General features: G+C 38.8%; 18 protein-coding genes. 5 read left to right on the forward strand and 13 right to left on the reverse strand.

The features are described from left to right. Positions 1-483: 483 nt before the first annotated feature. Positions 484-612, reverse strand: a complete 129-nt coding sequence (locus QNH20_RS23450) for a hypothetical protein (protein ID WP_283920339.1) — start codon at positions 610-612, stop codon at positions 484-486. A 344-nt stretch (positions 613-956) separates the two neighbouring features. On the opposite strand from QNH20_RS23450, the gene QNH20_RS23455 reads away from it, so the two are divergent. The 4 genes from QNH20_RS23455 (at position 957) to tagU (ending at position 6261) form a co-directional block, all read left to right on the forward strand. Continuing rightward, positions 957-1598 carry a GGDEF domain-containing protein gene (locus QNH20_RS23455; RefSeq protein ID WP_283920340.1) on the forward strand — a complete coding sequence of 214 codons (642 nt, stop codon included), beginning with the start codon at positions 957-959 and terminating at the stop codon, positions 1596-1598. A 376-nt stretch (positions 1599-1974) separates the two neighbouring features. Further along, the gene (locus tag QNH20_RS23460) at positions 1975-2457 is read left to right on the forward strand and encodes a sigma-70 family RNA polymerase sigma factor (RefSeq protein ID WP_283920341.1); all 483 of its coding nucleotides are present in this window, start codon (positions 1975-1977) and stop codon (positions 2455-2457) included. A gap of 392 nt (positions 2458-2849) precedes the next feature. After that, entirely contained in the window at positions 2850-5156 is a 2307-nt protein-coding gene (locus QNH20_RS23465; RefSeq protein WP_283920342.1) for a glycoside hydrolase family 84 protein, read from the forward strand. A 181-nt stretch (positions 5157-5337) separates the two neighbouring features. Beyond that, positions 5338-6261, forward strand: coding sequence for a polyisoprenyl-teichoic acid--peptidoglycan teichoic acid transferase TagU (tagU, locus tag QNH20_RS23470; RefSeq protein WP_283920343.1), 924 nt, complete (start codon positions 5338-5340; stop codon positions 6259-6261). Between the two features lie 190 nt (positions 6262-6451). On the opposite strand, the gene QNH20_RS23475 is transcribed toward tagU, so the two are convergent. From QNH20_RS23475 to QNH20_RS23495, 5 genes are all read right to left on the reverse strand, one after another. Further along, the gene (locus QNH20_RS23475) at positions 6452-7597 is read right to left on the reverse strand and encodes an ABC transporter permease (protein ID WP_283920344.1); all 1146 of its coding nucleotides are present in this window, start codon (positions 7595-7597) and stop codon (positions 6452-6454) included. Next, positions 7597-8709, reverse strand: coding sequence for an ABC transporter permease (locus QNH20_RS23480; protein WP_283920345.1), 1113 nt, complete (start codon positions 8707-8709; stop codon positions 7597-7599). Before QNH20_RS23480 ends, QNH20_RS23475 begins: the two co-directional genes overlap by 1 nt. Positions 8710-8721: 12 nt before the next feature. Further along, the gene (locus QNH20_RS23485; protein WP_283920346.1) at positions 8722-9660 is read right to left on the reverse strand and encodes an ABC transporter ATP-binding protein; all 939 of its coding nucleotides are present in this window, start codon (positions 9658-9660) and stop codon (positions 8722-8724) included. Between the two features lie 114 nt (positions 9661-9774). Continuing rightward, positions 9775-10881, reverse strand: a complete 1107-nt coding sequence (locus QNH20_RS23490; RefSeq protein ID WP_283920347.1) for a sensor histidine kinase — start codon at positions 10879-10881, stop codon at positions 9775-9777. A gap of 1 nt (position 10882) precedes the next feature. After that, positions 10883-11521: a response regulator transcription factor gene (locus QNH20_RS23495; protein ID WP_283920348.1), complete on the reverse strand. Its 639-nt coding sequence runs from the start codon at positions 11519-11521 to the stop codon at positions 10883-10885. A gap of 265 nt (positions 11522-11786) precedes the next feature. Here QNH20_RS23495 and QNH20_RS23500 point away from each other — a divergent pair, with 265 nt between their 5' ends. After that, positions 11787-12083 carry a c-type cytochrome gene (locus QNH20_RS23500; RefSeq protein ID WP_283920349.1) on the forward strand — a complete coding sequence of 99 codons (297 nt, stop codon included), beginning with the start codon at positions 11787-11789 and terminating at the stop codon, positions 12081-12083. Between the two features lie 143 nt (positions 12084-12226). Here QNH20_RS23500 and QNH20_RS23505 read toward each other — a convergent pair whose 3' ends face one another. From QNH20_RS23505 to QNH20_RS23535, 7 genes are all read right to left on the reverse strand, one after another. After that, positions 12227-13501 carry an RNA-guided endonuclease InsQ/TnpB family protein gene (locus QNH20_RS23505; protein ID WP_283920350.1) on the reverse strand — a complete coding sequence of 425 codons (1275 nt, stop codon included), beginning with the start codon at positions 13499-13501 and terminating at the stop codon, positions 12227-12229. A gap of 344 nt (positions 13502-13845) precedes the next feature. Continuing rightward, complete coding sequence (locus QNH20_RS23510) at positions 13846-14472, reverse strand: AmiS/UreI family transporter (RefSeq protein ID WP_283920351.1); 627 nt, start codon at positions 14470-14472, stop codon at positions 13846-13848. A gap of 389 nt (positions 14473-14861) precedes the next feature. Then, positions 14862-15488 carry a metal-dependent hydrolase gene (locus QNH20_RS23515; protein WP_283920352.1) on the reverse strand — a complete coding sequence of 209 codons (627 nt, stop codon included), beginning with the start codon at positions 15486-15488 and terminating at the stop codon, positions 14862-14864. A 267-nt stretch (positions 15489-15755) separates the two neighbouring features. Beyond that, positions 15756-16388, reverse strand: coding sequence for an FMN-dependent NADH-azoreductase (locus QNH20_RS23520; protein WP_283920353.1), 633 nt, complete (start codon positions 16386-16388; stop codon positions 15756-15758). Between the two features lie 194 nt (positions 16389-16582). Next, a complete protein-coding gene (locus tag QNH20_RS23525; RefSeq protein ID WP_283920354.1) occupies positions 16583-16897 on the reverse strand; it encodes a DMT family transporter in 315 nt (104 codons plus the stop codon). Then, positions 16897-17244 carry a DMT family transporter gene (locus QNH20_RS23530; RefSeq protein ID WP_283920355.1) on the reverse strand — a complete coding sequence of 116 codons (348 nt, stop codon included), beginning with the start codon at positions 17242-17244 and terminating at the stop codon, positions 16897-16899. Before QNH20_RS23530 ends, QNH20_RS23525 begins: the two co-directional genes overlap by 1 nt. 23 nt (positions 17245-17267) lie before the next feature. After that, positions 17268-17849: a TetR/AcrR family transcriptional regulator gene (locus QNH20_RS23535; protein ID WP_283920356.1), complete on the reverse strand. Its 582-nt coding sequence runs from the start codon at positions 17847-17849 to the stop codon at positions 17268-17270. Positions 17850-18157: the final 308 nt, after the last annotated feature.

Consider the following 18157-nt stretch of genomic DNA (forward strand, 5'->3'; position numbering starts at 1 on the left):
TCTTTAATATGCCTTCATATGAATAAAAACTCTCTATAATCCACCTACTTTCTAACCATCATCCCCCTTATGAAGGCCTAATCTCTCCAGAAACCTTTCTTTTTTGGTCTTCATCCCCCTTATGAAGGACTAATCTCTCCGGCATCCTTTCTTTTTTGGCCTTCATCAACCTTATGAAGGACTAATCTCTCCAGCATCCTTTCTCTTTTGGTCTTCATCCCCCTTTTGAAGGACTAATCTCTCCGGCATCCTTTCTTTTTTGGCCTTCATCACCTTTATGAAGGACTAATCTCTCCGGCATCCTTTCTTTTTTGGCCTTCATCACCTTTATGAAGGACTAATCTCTCCGGCATCCTTTCTTTTTTGGCCTTCATCAACCTTATGAAGGACTAATCTCTCCAGCATCCTTTCTCTTTTGGCCTTCATCAACCTTATGAAGGACTAATCTCTCCGGCATCCTTTCTTTTTTGGCCTTCATCAACCTTATGAAGGACTAATCTCTCCGGCATCCTTTCTTTTTTGGCCTTCATCAACCTTATGAAGGACTAATCTCTCCGGCATCCTTTCTTTTTGGCCTTCATCAACCTTATGAAGGACTAATCTCTCCGGCATCCTTTCTCTTTTGGCCTTCATCACCTTTTGAAGGACAAATTTCTCCGGGAATCCAACTATTCGCTCGAAAAGAAGTTCGTCGGGAATCAGCTCTCCACCCTTCTGATTCGATTTTTGTCAATTTTTCAACTCTTGTTGGAAATTAACTTATTTCCCAGCTGTTTATAGTAAAATTCTTTTGAAGTTTCATCGAATGATAAAGAAAATATCATAACCGTAATCCCCCATTTGCCTCTGTATATTAAGAGGAGCTAGAAACAGTGACCTTTATTAAGAGTGGCAATATGGCCATAAAATTCCGTTAAGTGAAAATATTTTTAAATACTAAAAAGGGTTGAGAAAAAATGAAATATAAAGGCAGGATAGTGACATTCTTTTTGGTATTAGGGATTAATTCTATTCATATGGCTTATTACTATTTTCGAGATGGTTTCATAAGTGGGATGGAGTATATAGGATTACCTTTTTTGATCATACTTTCTTTGTGGTTAGGGCGGCAATATGATCTTGCAAAGTTTCTTTCTGAAAAAGATGCTCTAACCGGGATATATAATAGAAGATACGTTGAGGGCATTTTTTTTAAAATTAAAGCTGCGGCTGATCGAAAAGGACATGGGATTGCCGTTCTCTTCATTGACGTCAATAACTTTAAAACAATCAACGATCATTTTGGACACAAAGTGGGAGATACTCTTTTAAAATCTATTTCCAGCCAATTGAAAAAAAGTAGCCGGAATACGGATATCGTTGCCCGTTGGGGCGGGGATGAATTCATCATACTCTCCCCTAGTACCTTGAAAAAAGACAACACACATGAATTGGGGGAGCGAATACACCAGAATCTAAAAATGATCTCAACAACCAATTTAGAAATTAGTGTATCAATCGGCACTGCCATATACCCTAGTGAAGGAAACAGACTCGATGATATATTAAAAATAGCGGATGAAAAAATGTATAATATGAAAATCCGGCTTAATGCTTAATGCTGAAACACAGCAAATTTCCGGAAATTAAAACAAAAAGTTTGAAGACCTCTACTTAAATGCGGAGAATTTTATGAGCTTTTGCTTAAAAATGACGTGTGAAATCCGCACGTCATTTTTTAACGAACGAATACTTCGACATCTCCCCTTTTTTATCAAAAACAAATGTTAAACATTCAATATTCATATGAAATCGAGGCAAAACGACTAAAATCCGCTTCTAAAAATGCATTTTGGACAATAAGACGGATACGTTTAGGTTTAAAATCTCCCCAAAAGTGAAATTGTGCAGTTCGCTCAAGCGATGTAAACCCGATATGGTAGAAGTAACCCGGGAATACAAGGTAAAGCGCGCTTTCTAAAAAGGAATTTTCTAATGGAAAGCTTTGAGCAGTTAGTCGAACAGTACATACCAATGATCCACAAAATCATCCACTCACTAAACATCTACAAAAACAAAGAAGAATTTTACCAATTGGGGCTTATCGCCCTTTGGGAAGCAAGCAAACGCTATGACCCAAAAAAAGGAAAACTTGCAAGCTATGTTTACATGTATATCAAAGGATATTTGCTCATGGAATTGAAGAAAATCAACAAGAATTCAGAAAGAAGTTTTTACCCAAAAGAGGAATTCTGGGGAGCTATCGAAGACCACTCCTCCTGCTGCCCTTTTGAAAAAGAAACTTTACTCTCCTATTGTACAAACTTAACACCTAACCAAACAAAATGGGCAATCTATACCGCCCTATATGGCTTATCAGCAAGGGAGATTGCTGATATGGAAAAGGTATCTATCTCTGCAGTTAAAAGCTGGCGAACAGGGGCACGGGAAAAAATAAAGGGATTGGTAATGGAGTGAAATTTGGAATCAAGGAAAATTTTACTCCAATAAATATTTTTACACTTGGAGCAGTTCCCCTAAAAAATAGGTACTAATGCCCTATAAACCGCTTTCATTTTGAATTATAATATTCTGTAAATAGCAGTGAAAATGGTTACAATTCAACAGATCCGCATGTTACTGATTCGATCAGGCAGGGCGACACTAATAAAAGGGAGCATCCCTTTTGTTAGTGTTCCCCTGCCTTTTTTGATGTTGGCATTTCTACAAGTTACACAGTTTGAATAAGCTTTATGCTTTTTCAATATTTTTAAAAGATTTAATTGAAGCGGAAGGGGGATTTTAGACAATAAAAAATCTTAGTACGATTTTTTGAGAGAAAACAAAATTTGAAAGAAGAGGTGGCAAAGTTGGCAAAAAGAAAATTGTTTTCTAAGGCTATCATTTCAGTTTGTTTAGTAACCGGACTAGTCCTTCCCCTAGACATTCAAAAGACGAGTGCGCAGGAAGGAAATGAAAAATACGTGTTTACCGTTTCTCCTACCCCGAAATCGATTGAAGAAACAGGGAATGGCTTCCCACTTAATCCAACAGTTGGATTGGTTACTGAAAATGGAACAGATCAATCGGCAATTGAAGAAGTAAAAGCCGCTCTAAAAAAAGCAGGCGTTAAAACAATTGTCGAGAGTAACATAAAGGCTCCCCTTCTTAATGCTCCCGTGATTATCTGGCTAGGGGAATTTTCAGATGAAGCAGAGTTAAAAGTTATTAAGGATAGTAGTGGACTTGATGATTTGACTTTAACAAAGAAAGAAGAGTATGTAGTCACTTCAACACATGGAAAAGAAAGTAAAAAGCATATTGTGATTTCAGGGAAAGATGGAACCGGTACATATTATGGTACCAAGACATTCAAACAAATGATTATCGAACGAGAAGGAACCGATTGGATTCCTGAAGTCGAAATCCACGACTGGCCAACAATGCCGATACGAGGAGCGATTGAAGGTTTTTATGGCGAACCGTGGTCACATGAAGATCGCTTAAGTCAATTGAATTTTTACGGCGAGCATAAAATGAATAGCTATATTTATGCGCCAAAAGATGATCCATACCATCGTGATAAGTGGAAGGAACCCTATCCTCAAGAAAAAATAAAAGAAATTGAGCAGCTTGTAAAGACTGCACATAAAAACCATGTCACCTTCACCTTTGCAATTTCACCAGGGAATACAATCACTTATTCAAGCGATGCTGACCTGCAGGCTTTAATCAACAAGGCCCAAGCAATGTGGGACGTCGGAGTTAGATCATTTGCCTTGTTCCTTGATGATATTGACCCAAATCTTCGCTCACCAGAGGACCGGGCCATGTTTGGCAAGGATGCAAACCCGCCTGCAGCTGCACAAGCCTATTTATTAAATCGTTTTAATGATCAGTTTATCAAAAAACATGAAGGGGCAGAGCGTTTAATTACCGTGCCAACAGATTATTATCAAGCGGGTACTACCCCTTATCGAAAAAGATTTGCCGAACTGGTTCAACCTGATATTGTCGTTCAATGGACGGGAATTGGCGTCGTCGCTCCTACAATTACCACTGCTGATGCAGATAAGATCCATGGGATTTTCAAGCATGACTTATTAATCTGGGATAATTATCCGGTAAATGATTATGACCGTAATCGTTTGTTCCTTGGGCCATTAGTTGGAAGAGATGCAGGCCTTTCTCCTGAACATGGTGTGATTGGTCTAACAGCCAATCCAATGAACGAAGCGGAGGCATCGAAAATTCCGCTGTTTACCGTTGCAGATTATACATGGAACCCGGAAGCCTATAATCCAAATGACTCTTTGGAAAAGAGTTTAAAGGAATTTGCCGGAGCTGCTTATGAACCATTAAAACTGTTTGTAGAATCATCCTATTCTATCAGTCTTAATAACTATAAAGAACCGATTTCGGAAAAATTAAAGCCGCTAATAGATCAGTTTTGGTCAGCATATGAGGCCAAAAATGGTAAAGCGGCCGCAGGCGTTCTTTTACAAGAATTCACGAAGCTGAAAAATGCACCGTCTCAACTGCGAAATACCATGGAAAATCAGAACTTCCTAGAAGAAATCGATCCATATCTAAATAAGATGGAACTATATGGAGTCGCAGGCGAAGCAGCCATTAAAATGGCCCTAGCGGAGCAGGAAAATGATACCCAAACTGCAGAAGAGCAAAGAACATTACTTCAAAACACGATGAATGAGATGGAGAAATTCCCGCAAAAGCTAAGCTTGGGTGTCATCCCAACCTTCCTTGACCGAATTATTAATGGAGAGAATTTAGCTGAAGGAAAAACCGCCACAGCTTCTTCATCAGAAGTCAGCTGGCTAACGCCTGATTTAGCAGTTGATGGAAACAACAATACAAGATGGGCCTCTTTATATACGGATAATCAATGGATTAGTGTCGATCTTGGTCAGCTTTATTCTATTAATAAAGTCGTGTTACACTGGGAATCTGCCTATGGAAAACAATACAAAATCCAAGTGTCACAGGATGGCAGCCAATGGACGGATGTCTATACAGAGTTAAACAGTAATGGTGGAACAGATGAAATCAATTTTCCTTCAACAGACGCAAGATATGTCAGAATGCTTGGCGTGAAACGGGCATCAAGCTGGGGCTATTCTTTATACGAATTCAAAGTATTTAACTCTCACAACTAAAATTAGTGCTGATTATAAATAGGAGAAAAACCGGGGAGAAATCAACTTCCCGGTTTTTTTATGATGGTTTTAAAACGCATAACAAGTTTCCATATTTTTTACATACCAATCAATCTATAATTTTGATAAAATAGAAAGCAATTGTTTAACATTTTGTAAGTTTTTAGGAGGTTTTTTCTGCATGAGATCTCAAAAAAAGAAAAGTAGAAAATGGGTAAAGGTGACCGCTTCGATCCTTCTGATCATGTTAATTGGCTTAGGGGCGTACGGGTACACTGTATATAAATCATTGAATAAAGCGGTTGACGCGATGCATCAGCCAATTGAGCGAAAACAATCAGAAAAACGTAAGGATGCTGTTTCACTCAAGGCAAAAGATCCGTTTTCCGTCTTACTGCTTGGTGTGGACGAGCGCGAAGGTGACAAAGGCCGATCTGATACGATGATTGTCTTATCGGTCAATCCAAACACCGAATCAGTGAAGATGCTTAGCATCCCAAGGGACACACGAACCGAAATTATCGGCAAAGGGAAAGAGGACAAAATAAACCACGCCTATGCGTTTGGTGGAATTCCAATGGCGATGGATACAGTGGAGAACTTTCTTGATATTCCCATTGATTATTATGTCGAGATGAACATGGAAGGATTTACGGAAATGGTCGATGCCGTTGGCGGAGTCACCGTCCAGAATGATTTAGATTTCACCCAAGATGGATTCCATTTTGCAAAGGGTGAGATAACTTTAAATGGTGCTCAAGCCTTAAGCTATACAAGAATGAGAAAAGAAGATCCTCAAGGTGACTTTGGCAGACAAACAAGACAACGCCAAGTAATCGAAGGAATAGTCAAAGAAGGGGCCAGTCTCTCAAGCTTAACGAAGTTTTCCGATATTTTCACTGCCCTTGGAAATAACGTAAAAACGAACCTTACATTTGATCAAATGGTATCCATTCAAAAGGGGTATATAGATGCCGGAGCATCCATTCAGCAAATGGAGATTAAAGAACAAGGAAAAATGATTAATAACATCTACTACGGACTAGTGTCAGCTGAAGAAAAGCAACGAGTGCAAAACGAATTAAAGACGCATCTGGAGTTGTAGTCAAATGTGAAAAAAGTCCTTTCTCGAATCGAGAAGGGACTTTTTTCTATTTGCGATGGTTGAACCCGTTTTCTAGAGCCGCAATTTGATGTCCCACAAATGGAAAATGTTTCCTATGAGACCAAAAAGGCTGACTCAAGCAGGTCGCAAACAAATGACCTGTTTAAGTCAGCCTTATGTTTGTTGAGTTTTAAACAAAATTCTGTGTTGTCGTATTCCTGCTGAATTTATATACGGCAATTAAGAAAAAGGCAGCAGCAAAGGCAAAGAGAATCAGGAGGTGTAAAGATAACTCACTAATCGAATGCCCTTCCTGAATTTTAGTTAATGTATCAAGCGTCCAGCGCTGCGGCAGGAAGTTAGCTATTTTCTGCAATGTTGTTGGCATAACTTCCACAGGCCAGAAGCACCCAGAAAGCATTACGGTCGGTAAGATAATTAAATTTTGCAAGGCGCTCGCTGCGCTGCGGCTATTTGAAAAAGAAATCAGTACTAGCGATAGTCCAACAGCAATCAGGGAAAACAGTAACATGACGACCGCGGCTTCCCAATAGGACATGTTCAGGCCAATATTAAAAAGGCTTTTCATGATGGTTAGCGTGATGACAACCTGGATGGTCATCACAATCATGTTTACCAAGACATTCGCCAATAAATATTTTTTAGCGTTAATCGGTGTCGATAACAGACGAAAGTAGGTACGTTTTTCTTTTTCTAACAGAATGATCTCTGACATATTGATTGCTGACATCAGCATAACCATAATCAAGAAACCCATCGTTTGATTCGTCATATTCTTATTTTTCGATGAATCTTTTAAAGAAGAAGTGGAGAGCTTAAAGTTTGAATGTTGGTAATTCTGATACATCTTCCTAAAGATCTGCTGATTTCCATCTGCTGCTCGGCTGATGGTCGAGATATTATCAACATATTGATATAAATAGGACTTCACGAAGCCTGTAATTTGAGCACCTTTGATAGAGGTTAGCTGGATATGATCAGGTCTCCCCGCCAATACACTGTCCGAATACCCCTTTTCAAAAGTAATGACACTGTCCAGCTTGCCGGACGTAAGCTGATCCTGAACCTTACCCGCTTCAGTCTCCGTAATCTTCACATTCTTTAATCCCGCTAAAAACTGAATTGTATCCCCAGTAATCTCACTTTCGTCTTGATTGACAACGCCGACATGAAGAATCATTTTTTGATCATCGCCATAGGCGAGCAGCGAAATAAAAATTCCGATTAACGGCATAAAAAGATACATAATAATGTTTTTCTTTTTTCGAAATGTCACACTTAACGTGTTTTTAATGAGCCAGAGAACATCCTTCATTATAGCCCCTCCCTTCTTTGCAGCGAGATGAACGCTACTAGTAAAAATATGAACGAACCGATCAGATTAAAGCTTATCGCTGGAATAGCGGCAGCAAAGTCATTTGCATAAATAATTTTTGTTATCGCTGAATTCATCCAGGTTAGCGGTGAAAGGTCAGTAATAAACTTAAAGATTCCTTCAGGATTCTCAATTTTAAAATAGGCCCCGCCAAAAAAGGACGCTAGCTGAATAAATAACATGATGATGACTTGAGGTGCCGTATTTGTTTTCGTCAGGAAACTGACCCCAATTCCCAAACTGACCGCAAACACCACTTCAGTAAGCAGCACTAGAAATACCAGCCCCAGATGGTTACCCCAGTTTGCATTGAATAATAGTTTGCTAAACAGAATTACTAATATGATACACAAACCATTACTAACTAGACTCCCTAACACTTTTCCGATAAAAATTTCACTTTTCCTTACTGGTGCAGCGATCAGGCGATCTGCAGTCCTTCTAACACGTTCACTGACAATTAACGAACTTGCCGGCATCGCCCCGTACAGAACAATCATCGTGGTAATCACGATCGCATAATAATCCATCGACCCTGGCTGTTTATTCGGATTTAGCGAGGTTTCCTTAATAAAATCTCTCTGATCCCCAGTTGTAAAGGCAGCTTCCAATTTTTCAGGAGCTGTTGTCATGATTTCAGAAGCAATATTGTACTTGTCGACATACGCGGAGATCATGCCTTGGAGGATATTCCCTTTAATACTATTACTATTGTTGACATACAGCTGTACCCCTTTTTCGGTCACTTCTACATACCCATCATAGGTACTTTGCTTCACTTCACTTTTTCCATCCATTTTATCGGTGACTTTCTTAAAATGAATCCCCGACTTTTCAGCCACAGTTATAAACTGCTGAAAACTTCCGCCTTGCGTCGTATCTTTATATAAAACATGTAGATCTTCCACAGGAAGACTCGTCGTAAACGTGTTCGACAAGGCTGTTCCAAGGACGAGTATTAAGAGTATCGGAAAGGCTAACATAAAAAACAAGGTTTTTGTGTCCCGGAAGTCTGTTTTAATTTCTTTCCAGGCAATATTGAGTATGTTCAAAGTTAATCCCCCCTATTGGTCTCGCAGATTTCTTCCGGTTAAGGTTAAAAACACGGTCTCTAAATTTGGTGCCTTTTCCTGTACGGCACGGATTTCAATCTGGCTGTTGATAAAGTGTTCAATGATTTTGTTTAAATTATTGACTCCCGTATCCGAGTTGATTTTAATAAAGTTTTCATCCACTGAAACAGCTTCGACGCCAGGAATGTCTTTTATTGACTGGAAATTCACTTTTTCAGAGGATTTGACCTCAATCCATAAGTCCTTCGTATTGGTAATGATCGATTTCAACTGCTCCTTCGTACCCTCGGCAATGATTTTTCCGTGATCAATGATGGCAATCCGCGAACAAATCTCTTCGACTTCCTCCATATAGTGACTCGTGTAAATGATAGTGCAGCCCATCTCGTTTAACTTCTTAACAGATGTCAGGATATAGTTCCGGGACTGCGGATCGATGCCCACTGTTGGCTCATCCATAATGATTAGCTTCGGCCGATGAGCAATGGCACAGGCGATGTTTAAGCGTCGCTTCATCCCGCCTGAAAAGCTATTGGGATAGGTTTTATGTTTATCTTGAAGGCCGACAAATTCTAAGGCTTCCACTACTCGATCATGTAGTTCGGTACCTCGCAGACCGTATAGGCCGGCAAAAAATTTCACGTTTTCATAGGCCGTCATGTCCTCATAGATAGCCAAATCCTGGGGAACCATGCCAAGGTTCATTTTTGTAAAACGGCTTTGTTTGGCTATGTTTTTACCAAGAATACTGATTGCGCCATCATTACTGCGCAGCAGCCCTGCAATCATATTAATCGTGGTACTTTTTCCGGCACCATTGGCCCCAAGAAAGCCAAAGATTTCTCCCTCAGCAACAGATAGACTCATATTATCAACCGCAATAAAGTCACCGAATTTTTTCGTTACATTCTTTATCTCCAACACGTTCATCTCTTCACCCCTAGGTTGTTTGATAGTTCAAGTATAAAAAAAAGAATGACCGTGCATAAGTGCAATCGTTCATTCTTTTCACATGAAGATATTCATATTGTGGATAGGAAATTTTCATAAAGGGATCGGCAGGAGCGTGGTGACAGAAAAACCGTGGGTACTGTCGACAATCATCTTTCCGTCCACAGCTGCGGTACGCTCCTCCATCCCAATAATGCCAAGCCCTTTTTTAATCGTGTCTGTCCCCGCGCCATTATCCTTCACTTCTACTCTGACCAGTTTGTTTAACACCTTCAAATCGACCGAAACAATTGTTGCCCGGGAATATTTCATCGCATTCGTGAGCGCCTCCGTGACATTTTCATGGATAATTTTCCACTGGATGGGCGAAATAATGTCTAAATTCCCTTCATAGGTGAGTACGGTTTTGATTTGTTGTTTGGCATTGAAATCATCAATCATCAGCTTCAGGCGATGAATCCCAACTTGTTCCGTTGGGGGCTTCATATTTTTCAATGTCATACGGATGTTTTCGATGCCGTCCTTTGAAATATTGATCGCATTTTGCAGCAGTTCGGCAGACCTCTCCGGATCGGTTTCCATCAATCGTTTGGCCGCTTCCATTTGAAAAAGTGCCCCTGTCATCGAGTGACCAATCTTATCATGAATCTCCTGTGAAATCCGATTTCGTTCCTCTAGTTTAAAGGTATATTCCGACTGCCGGATGTACTCCGTATTTTCATTTAAATGCTTCGTTAATTTTTGTATCGATTTTCGCATCGAATCGATCTGCGCTTCATCCTTCACTAACATGTTACTGAAGCTTGACGTGACGGAATAAAGCATAAAACAAAAGATCGCCACTAGCCCATACAACGGTTGGAACAGTTCATGTATATAAAAGATTGGGATGATGGAAAGGAGCAGAATCGTGATTTTTTTTTCAAAAAAGCCTGCGGTCAGTTCCACAATCGATAGTGGTAAAAGGATACTAAACATCGGATTGACCATTATACAAGCTATAATAGAAATACAAATAGATACTATGTGCAGAATTCTTTTGATGGTTTTCTGTTTAAAAATATAGACTGTGATATTGACGCAAAAATAAACTAGAAATGTGAGAACAGCCAAGGAGATATAGCTGATTTCCTCCCGTACAAAAAAGAAGGCAATATAAAGTAATAGTACTAACTTCGTGCCAATCATCCAAAACTCCATCTTATTCCACTTTCCCCTTGAGGTAGAAAATCGCAATCTGGGTCCGGTGCTCAAGCCCAGTCTTATTTAAGATAGAAGTAATATAATTGGCCACCGTTCCTTCAGAAATAAACACTTGCTTTGATATGGCTTTATTAGAGCACCCCTTTGCAATCAGGGACATGATTTCTCTTTCTCTATCGGTGAATTGGCTGAGATCCGTTGGCGTCTCCGGTGCTTTATGTTCCGTGAGATTGGACTTTATTTTTTCTAAAATTACGTCCTGAATAATGCTGTTTCCATTATAAACACTCTTTATGGCATCCCGAATTTGTTCAGGGTCATTATTTTTCAATAAATAGCCTTTGGCGCCGTTTTTGATGGCATCAAGAATGTATTCATCATCATCAAAAGTGGTTAAGATAATGGGTTTTACGCTGGTTTGCTCAGTAATCAGCTTCGCTGCCTCCACCCCATTCATATTAGGCATGCGTACATCCAGCAGGGCAATATCGACCGGATGCTTTAGGCAAAAGTCTATTGCCTCTTTTCCATCATTCACCGTATCGAGCACCTCAAACTCTGCATATGTATTAAGGATAATTTTCAAGCCTTCGCGAATAAAGGAGTTGTCATCCGCAATGATGACCTTGATTTTCATAAGATCCTGGCCCCCTTCCTAATTTTCAATATATCTACCAGAATTATAGCAAGAAATTGCGAGGAAATGGATTGTATATTCAGATTATAATCATTTTTCAGTCACGTTGTTTCAATTGTACGAAAAAGTTCAAGTTCTGCTCCCTTCTATGTTCATTATTCATTTTATAATCGTAATAGAAATAGCCATTCATTTTCCAAATGAATAGCGGAACCTTTGTGTAAAAAATTTTTTTTGCAGATCAATGATGATGGAGGAACAAAAAATGAAACAACTCTGGATTGTGACTGCGCTGGCCATATTAGTAGTAACTGGCTGTTCATCCAATAGTGCAAATAACAAAGCTGCCATGGATGGAGAATCCATCTACGCTAATAAGTGTTCAGCCTGCCATGGTGAAAATTTAAAAGGGGCTGTTGGACCGGCAGTTGTAAACATGGCTGGTAAATACTCCGAGAAAGAACTATTGAAACTCATAACCGAAGGTACTGCTCAAATGCCAGGTAATCTACTGACAGATGAACAATCAAAAATTGTTACAGAGTGGTTAATGGAACATTGACTTCTCCCCATGGATAAATCCAGGGGATTCTTTTTTAAACCTTCATCAAAGCCGCCTATCAGCCGGGGCTGCCAGGTCTTACTGCTTCTCCAGTTCATTACGACATGTAGTGAAAAACACATACCGCAGCCCAATCATAGGCACTACGCCACTGCCCTTTTAGCTCCATTGTACGGGACAATGGGGGTTAAGAGGACTCGGCGATACTTTGTATCTTTTATTTTAGGTAGTTCTCGATTTTTCTTGAATTGTTTATGGATAGACTTGTCCAAAATATTCACGGCACCCACTAGATCCCGATGTCCTTTCGCACCACACGGACAGTGGAAGTTTCGATTCCATTGTTTACTGAATTCTCCGCATGAAGGGCACGTACCGGAAGTATAGGACTCTTCCACAAGTTGGACTTTGACGCCTCGAAGGTTCAATTTGTATGTTATTTTTTCAATTAATTGCCCAAAACTCCAATTGGACAATTGTTGACGAATTTCTTTTCTTGTTTTCTTTTTCTTCTTCGTATTCTTTTGAACGCCATCCGGTGTTCCGATATAGAGTGCTTTAATGTGGTTTTCCACACACCAATCGGTGACCATTTTCGAAATCGTATGCAATAGGTACTCGATTCTCCGTTCCAGTTTTTCTAAAAAACGGCGTTTACGCAAAATGAGTTTTTGCCTTTTGTTCGAACCTGGCTTTTTCCGACCAATGAGCTTCTGAAGCTCTTTTAACTTTTTGTTTCTGTAGCGCTGTAACGAGCGAAGTTCTCTTCCTGTGACAATGAAGTGATTTTTTCCGTCACTTAAAACAGCCGCATGTATGAGCCCTAAATCACAGCCAGCTTCCTTATTACCTTGTACTTGCTTTTGTTTTGGTACTTCCACTGCTATATGCATCCAGTATTGATCTTTGTGCCAAACGATCTCGGCACTTTTTATTGTATGGAAATCAATGTGCTTTGGTTGAGGGATCACTAAGGGGGATTGTTGTTTTCCATTGCTAAACAGCAGCTTTTTATCCTTGCATTTAATAGCTGCTTTTTTATATTTGACGGAAAAGAATTTTTTGTATTTCCAAGGGTATCGCCACTGTTTTTCACCTTTAGCCCGCAGCTCCCTCGTTCTTTTGCATGTTTCTTCATGTAACTCGATGATGGCTTGAATCGTTTGCGAGTGTAATTGATGGGTGGTGGCATTGTACCATTTCTTTTTTTCTGATGCACTTGTCCAAATCTTATATACATCATATAGCCACCAATGGAGATCTAAGCAGTCATTCCATAGATTAGCTGCTTTCTGACGTAGTGTATCGACTAATCTTCTCTCCTCGCTGGTTAAACGGAGCGGAAATTTCCGAATAACAATATCGCCTTTCGACTCTTTTTTCTTCTTTTCTTTCATGTTCTTTTTGTGTGGTCCCATTTTCTTTCACCTCCAAACGGAACATTTGTTCTATAATTTTATTATACTAGTTTCTATTGGTAATTGGAAGTAAAAAACATGGCGTAAAACCCCTTTTCTGAAGAAAGGGGTTTTACACCACTTTTTTGATAAATCGTGCTGGCATCCTCACCAGTGACATGTACGAGAACTTAACAGAGGTTATGCTGCTACCAGCATAGCCTTTATTATAAATTCCCCTCTGTTTGACCAAGTTTTCAAGAACAGCAATTTGGTACCTTAAGAATGGAATAGACCTCCATTTTTTCCAAGGATACATATATAGGGTTCATTCCCCTGCTACTTTAACACAATAGCGGACTGGTTCATAAAGAAGCAAAAGAACCTTCCCCTTGCTTCTTGGCTAGTTTCAATTTGAAAAGGCTGGCAACAACAAAAGTGAAAATAGATACGATTAAAACGTAAGTCCAGATTTGTACCACAAATGGTGTATTCCAGAGACCTAAAAAGTAAAGGATCGATGGGATTGTTAGTGTTACCCACGACTGAACGAAAGCCACAATTCCAATGTAAGCATCAATTTTCTTTTTAAGCGTATTGGATAAAAAGAAGAGAAACCATAAAAATGCCCACATTCCCCATGTTAATGCATTTACTACATCATGAAAATGGACAATAGATGTAATGGTATAAACGACCGCAATAATAGCCACCCATAGGCAAAACCACCCCAGACCATTGCCCTCTAGCCCCTTTAATAAGGTTATACCTAAATATAAATAGGTTAAGCCAAATAAAAATATTGACGCATCATTATAAAGTTCCCAATTATTCTGATCCGAAACAATAAGTAAATAAAAGGGAATAATAATTTGAATGATTCCTACAAAAAGATTAAAAACCCCAACACTCTTTCCATCTGCCTTCCCTAACAACATAAGACTGTTTAGAAATAAGACAGCACCAGAAAGAAATAAACCTACAAAACCCACAACATTCCTCTCCTTTAAAATGGAAAAAGCAGTTCCTCCTCTCGATGAAGAAAAGAAATTGCTCTTTCAATCAAAATTTATAAAAACATTTATCATCGTACTTGTTAATCTAATATTCGTATTTCATATTTCAAAGTAACTATAGCATACGTTTTGAACAAATGTTAAGCACCATTTGAAAAAATGTAAAATTTAATTTTTTCCACTTTCTCCATAATCGCCCTTTGGAGAAATCAAAGATGGGCTAAAAAAGAACCAGCTCGGGTTCACTTCCAATTACAAGTTAACCCAGGTTTTCATGTGCTGCACGCTACTATTTTCCACATTCTATATGCTGACAATTTTCGAAAAAAAAAATCGGGGTGTGACATGCACTTTAATCTCGGAATCTATATTTCTTTCGATGAAACAGGTAAGAACAGTTTTATTCCCCGTTTATTAAATGGCAGGATTTTAAGATCTGCGATCAAATGACTGATGTATCCTGCAAGGCAGGCATAGAACACACCGTCAATTCCGAGGGATTCTTCTAATTTAGAAGCGATGATCCCGAAGAAAATAGCTCCTAATATAGAATGAGTATAGCTGCGGTGAGAGACAAATGACGCAATTAGAATATAAATCCCAAGCAGTATCAGCCATAGTTCTTGTAAGGAGAATCCGCCCACAAGTACACCAACTCCTGTGATCGTTAACATGTGCTTTTGCTTGATCATCGACGCTACGACCATCATAGCCAATCCAATACCGATACCAAGCCATTTCTCTTTAGAGCTGCCACCATAAAAACTATAAAAGATCATCAAAGCCCCAATTAGTTGGGCAACTGTTCGAATTACCTTATGGGATAAGGTAATTTTTCCTCGAAGACTCCCATCAATGTCAAGATCAGGGATTAAACCAGATACTCCTCCTAATCCAACTAATAAGAGTGTCGTAGAGGGAGAAGTATGAAAAGTGTTTGCAACGATAAATCCTGTCGCTGCTCCAAATGTTGCATGTGCTGTTCCATTCAATAGTAATTCCACCTCTAATTAAATTGTTGCGGGTTTTTCACAAAACACTACACTTTAATTATTTTACAACAAAACATTTGTTCTGTTTAGAAATATATTTTGAACGTGGATAGATTACTATTTTAATAATCAGTTAAAAAAACAAACTAAAATGCTGATACCCTGACAGACTCCATGACATCAAAAAAGCAGAGAGATTTCTCTCTCTGCTCTATTTACGTACTTTATCGCTATAAGCTTTAGCTGAATAAGGGTTCTAACCCGGACTTAAGCTGTCACTGCAGAAAAACTTTTTGCTACCTCTGCAACTTTTGCCAAGCCTTCCGCAATAATGGTTTGAGCTTGATCTGGAGCTGCATTATGACCTTCGATAATAACTTCATCAACAATTTCCATTCCGAATACGCCGCCAACAACGTTTTTCATGTAAGTAGCTGCCATTTCCATTGGTGCTGTCTCTGGTGTTGAGTATATGCCGCCGCGTGCACTTAGAATTACGGCTTTTTTATCAGTCATTAAGCTGACTAATTGGCCATTTTCGTTATATTTGAAAGTAAAACCAGCTGCATATACATAGTCGATAAACGTTTGTAATTTAGCTGGGATAGTTAAGTTCCATAGAGGGAAAGCAAATACCACTACGTCGGCTGCCTTTAAAGCATCCATTGCTTTTTGTTTTGCAGCTAAAATACGTTGTTCTACGTCTATTAACTCTTCGCCTGATTGCATTTTACCAAAAGCGTTGAATAAATCCTGACCGAAGTAAGGCATATCCTCAGCGAAAACATCGTAAGTTGTTACATTTACACCTTCTAAGTTCTCCATGAAAGTTTCATACATTTTACTAGAAACTGCTTCTGAAGCTGGACGGTTATTTGCTTTAACTACTAGTATATTCATTGTAGTATTAATCTCCTTTATTTATCTTGATTATTGATATCTCGAATTCATAATAAAGGAAAACTAAACAATCGTCAACCGAAATAACTTAGGATCATTTCAAAAAGTATAGGAAATAATAGAAAAAAAATGCAGATAAGAAAGTTTTTGAGACTCTTAATAAACTCTTGCACCCCATTTAAAAACGTTCTATATTAGGACGTCAATTTCAACCCAATGACTGCTGTTAAAATCATACCTATAAATAAAATCCGTTTCCAATCTTTCGATTCTCCATAAAACACCATACCTACGATTGTTCCACCTATTGTGCCAATCCCGGTCCAAACAGCATATGAAAGTCCGAGAGAGAGAGTTTTCATAGCAAGACCCAGAAAACTAAAACTTAATATAAATCCAATAAACAAGATCATGTAGGACTGAACGTTTTTATATTTAATGACTCTGTTCATACCTGCAACCCCAACCACTTCAAAACCGCCAGCCAATATTAGGTAGATCCAATCCATTATGCTGCACCTTCTTTCTCTTTCTCGCTTGGTTCTGTTGTAACAAGTTTTAATCCTACTACACCAACTAAAAGTAAAAGAATGAAAAAGACTTTCGTCCAACTAAAAGGTTCTCCAAAAGCAATCATCTCAATCAGAACCGTACCGGCTGTTCCAATTCCTGTAAAGACTGCATAGGCTGTAGCAACTGGGACCTTTTCGATAGCTTTAAGCAATACAACAAAAGATAAATAGATAAGGAAAAAAACTCCAACCCAAGAAATCCAGTTACTTGAATACTTCAATCCCATCGCCCACAAAATTTCAATAAGGCCTGCCAATATGACAAGTCCCCAACTTCGACTCATTCCATTTCCCTCCAATAAAATAGCTAATTTTTCGATAATCCCCGCCAATATACATACCAAGAAGCATCTAATCGTTTTAGCGATCGCTCTGGACCGCCGTATAACATTTCAACTAGTATTCCATCTAATACTCCTAAGAATGCAGCGACAGCTCGCTTTGCATCGGTGGTGGAGCTGATTTTTCCATCTTTCATTGCTTTTTCCATAATAGGAAATAAAAGTTCTTCTAACTGATCCAAATATTCATAAACAGATTTCATGACCTGTTCATAGAGATGTGTTGGCGGAAAAAATGAGATACGAAGCCAAAATTTAGTATTGTCGTTTTTCTCATATCGATCTTTATAATCCGAAAGGAAACCAAATAAGAAATCCTCAATAGGTCGAGTTGTGTTATTTTCTATAAAATCGATCACGAATCGTAATTCATCATCAAACACATCACTACATACCTGAAGAAAAAGTTCATCTTTTCCTTTGAAATGCGTATAGATCGATTGTTTTTTAATTCCCACCTCATCCGCAATCTGTGCCATCGATGTTCCTTCATAGCCATTTTTTGTGAAATGATTAAGAGCAACTTCCTTAATTCGATTTGAAGTCATTTTTTCACCCTTCCGAACGTTCGTCAGTTAAATTTATCAAGAAAATTATTTCTTGTCAATACTTTTTATTAGTTGAGAACAGGCTTCGGCTCACCGTTTTTTAATACCCTCCCGAAGTACGCTATTTTGCTTAGTTATTGTATATTCCCCTAAGCGTTCTGACTTCATTAAAAAAATCCTGCAAGAAAAGGACCTGCAAAAATTAAGCAGGTCCTAAAGCTCTATTCTTTTGTAACAGGATCAACAGTTGTATCTACTGTATTTGTTGCATCAGTAGTTTCCTCACCAGATGCAACTACCTCAGTTCC

Origin of the sequence: Neobacillus sp. WH10, from assembly GCF_030123405.1 — a bacterium.
In the GTDB taxonomy this organism is placed as follows: domain Bacteria; phylum Bacillota; class Bacilli; order Bacillales; family Cytobacillaceae; genus Neobacillus.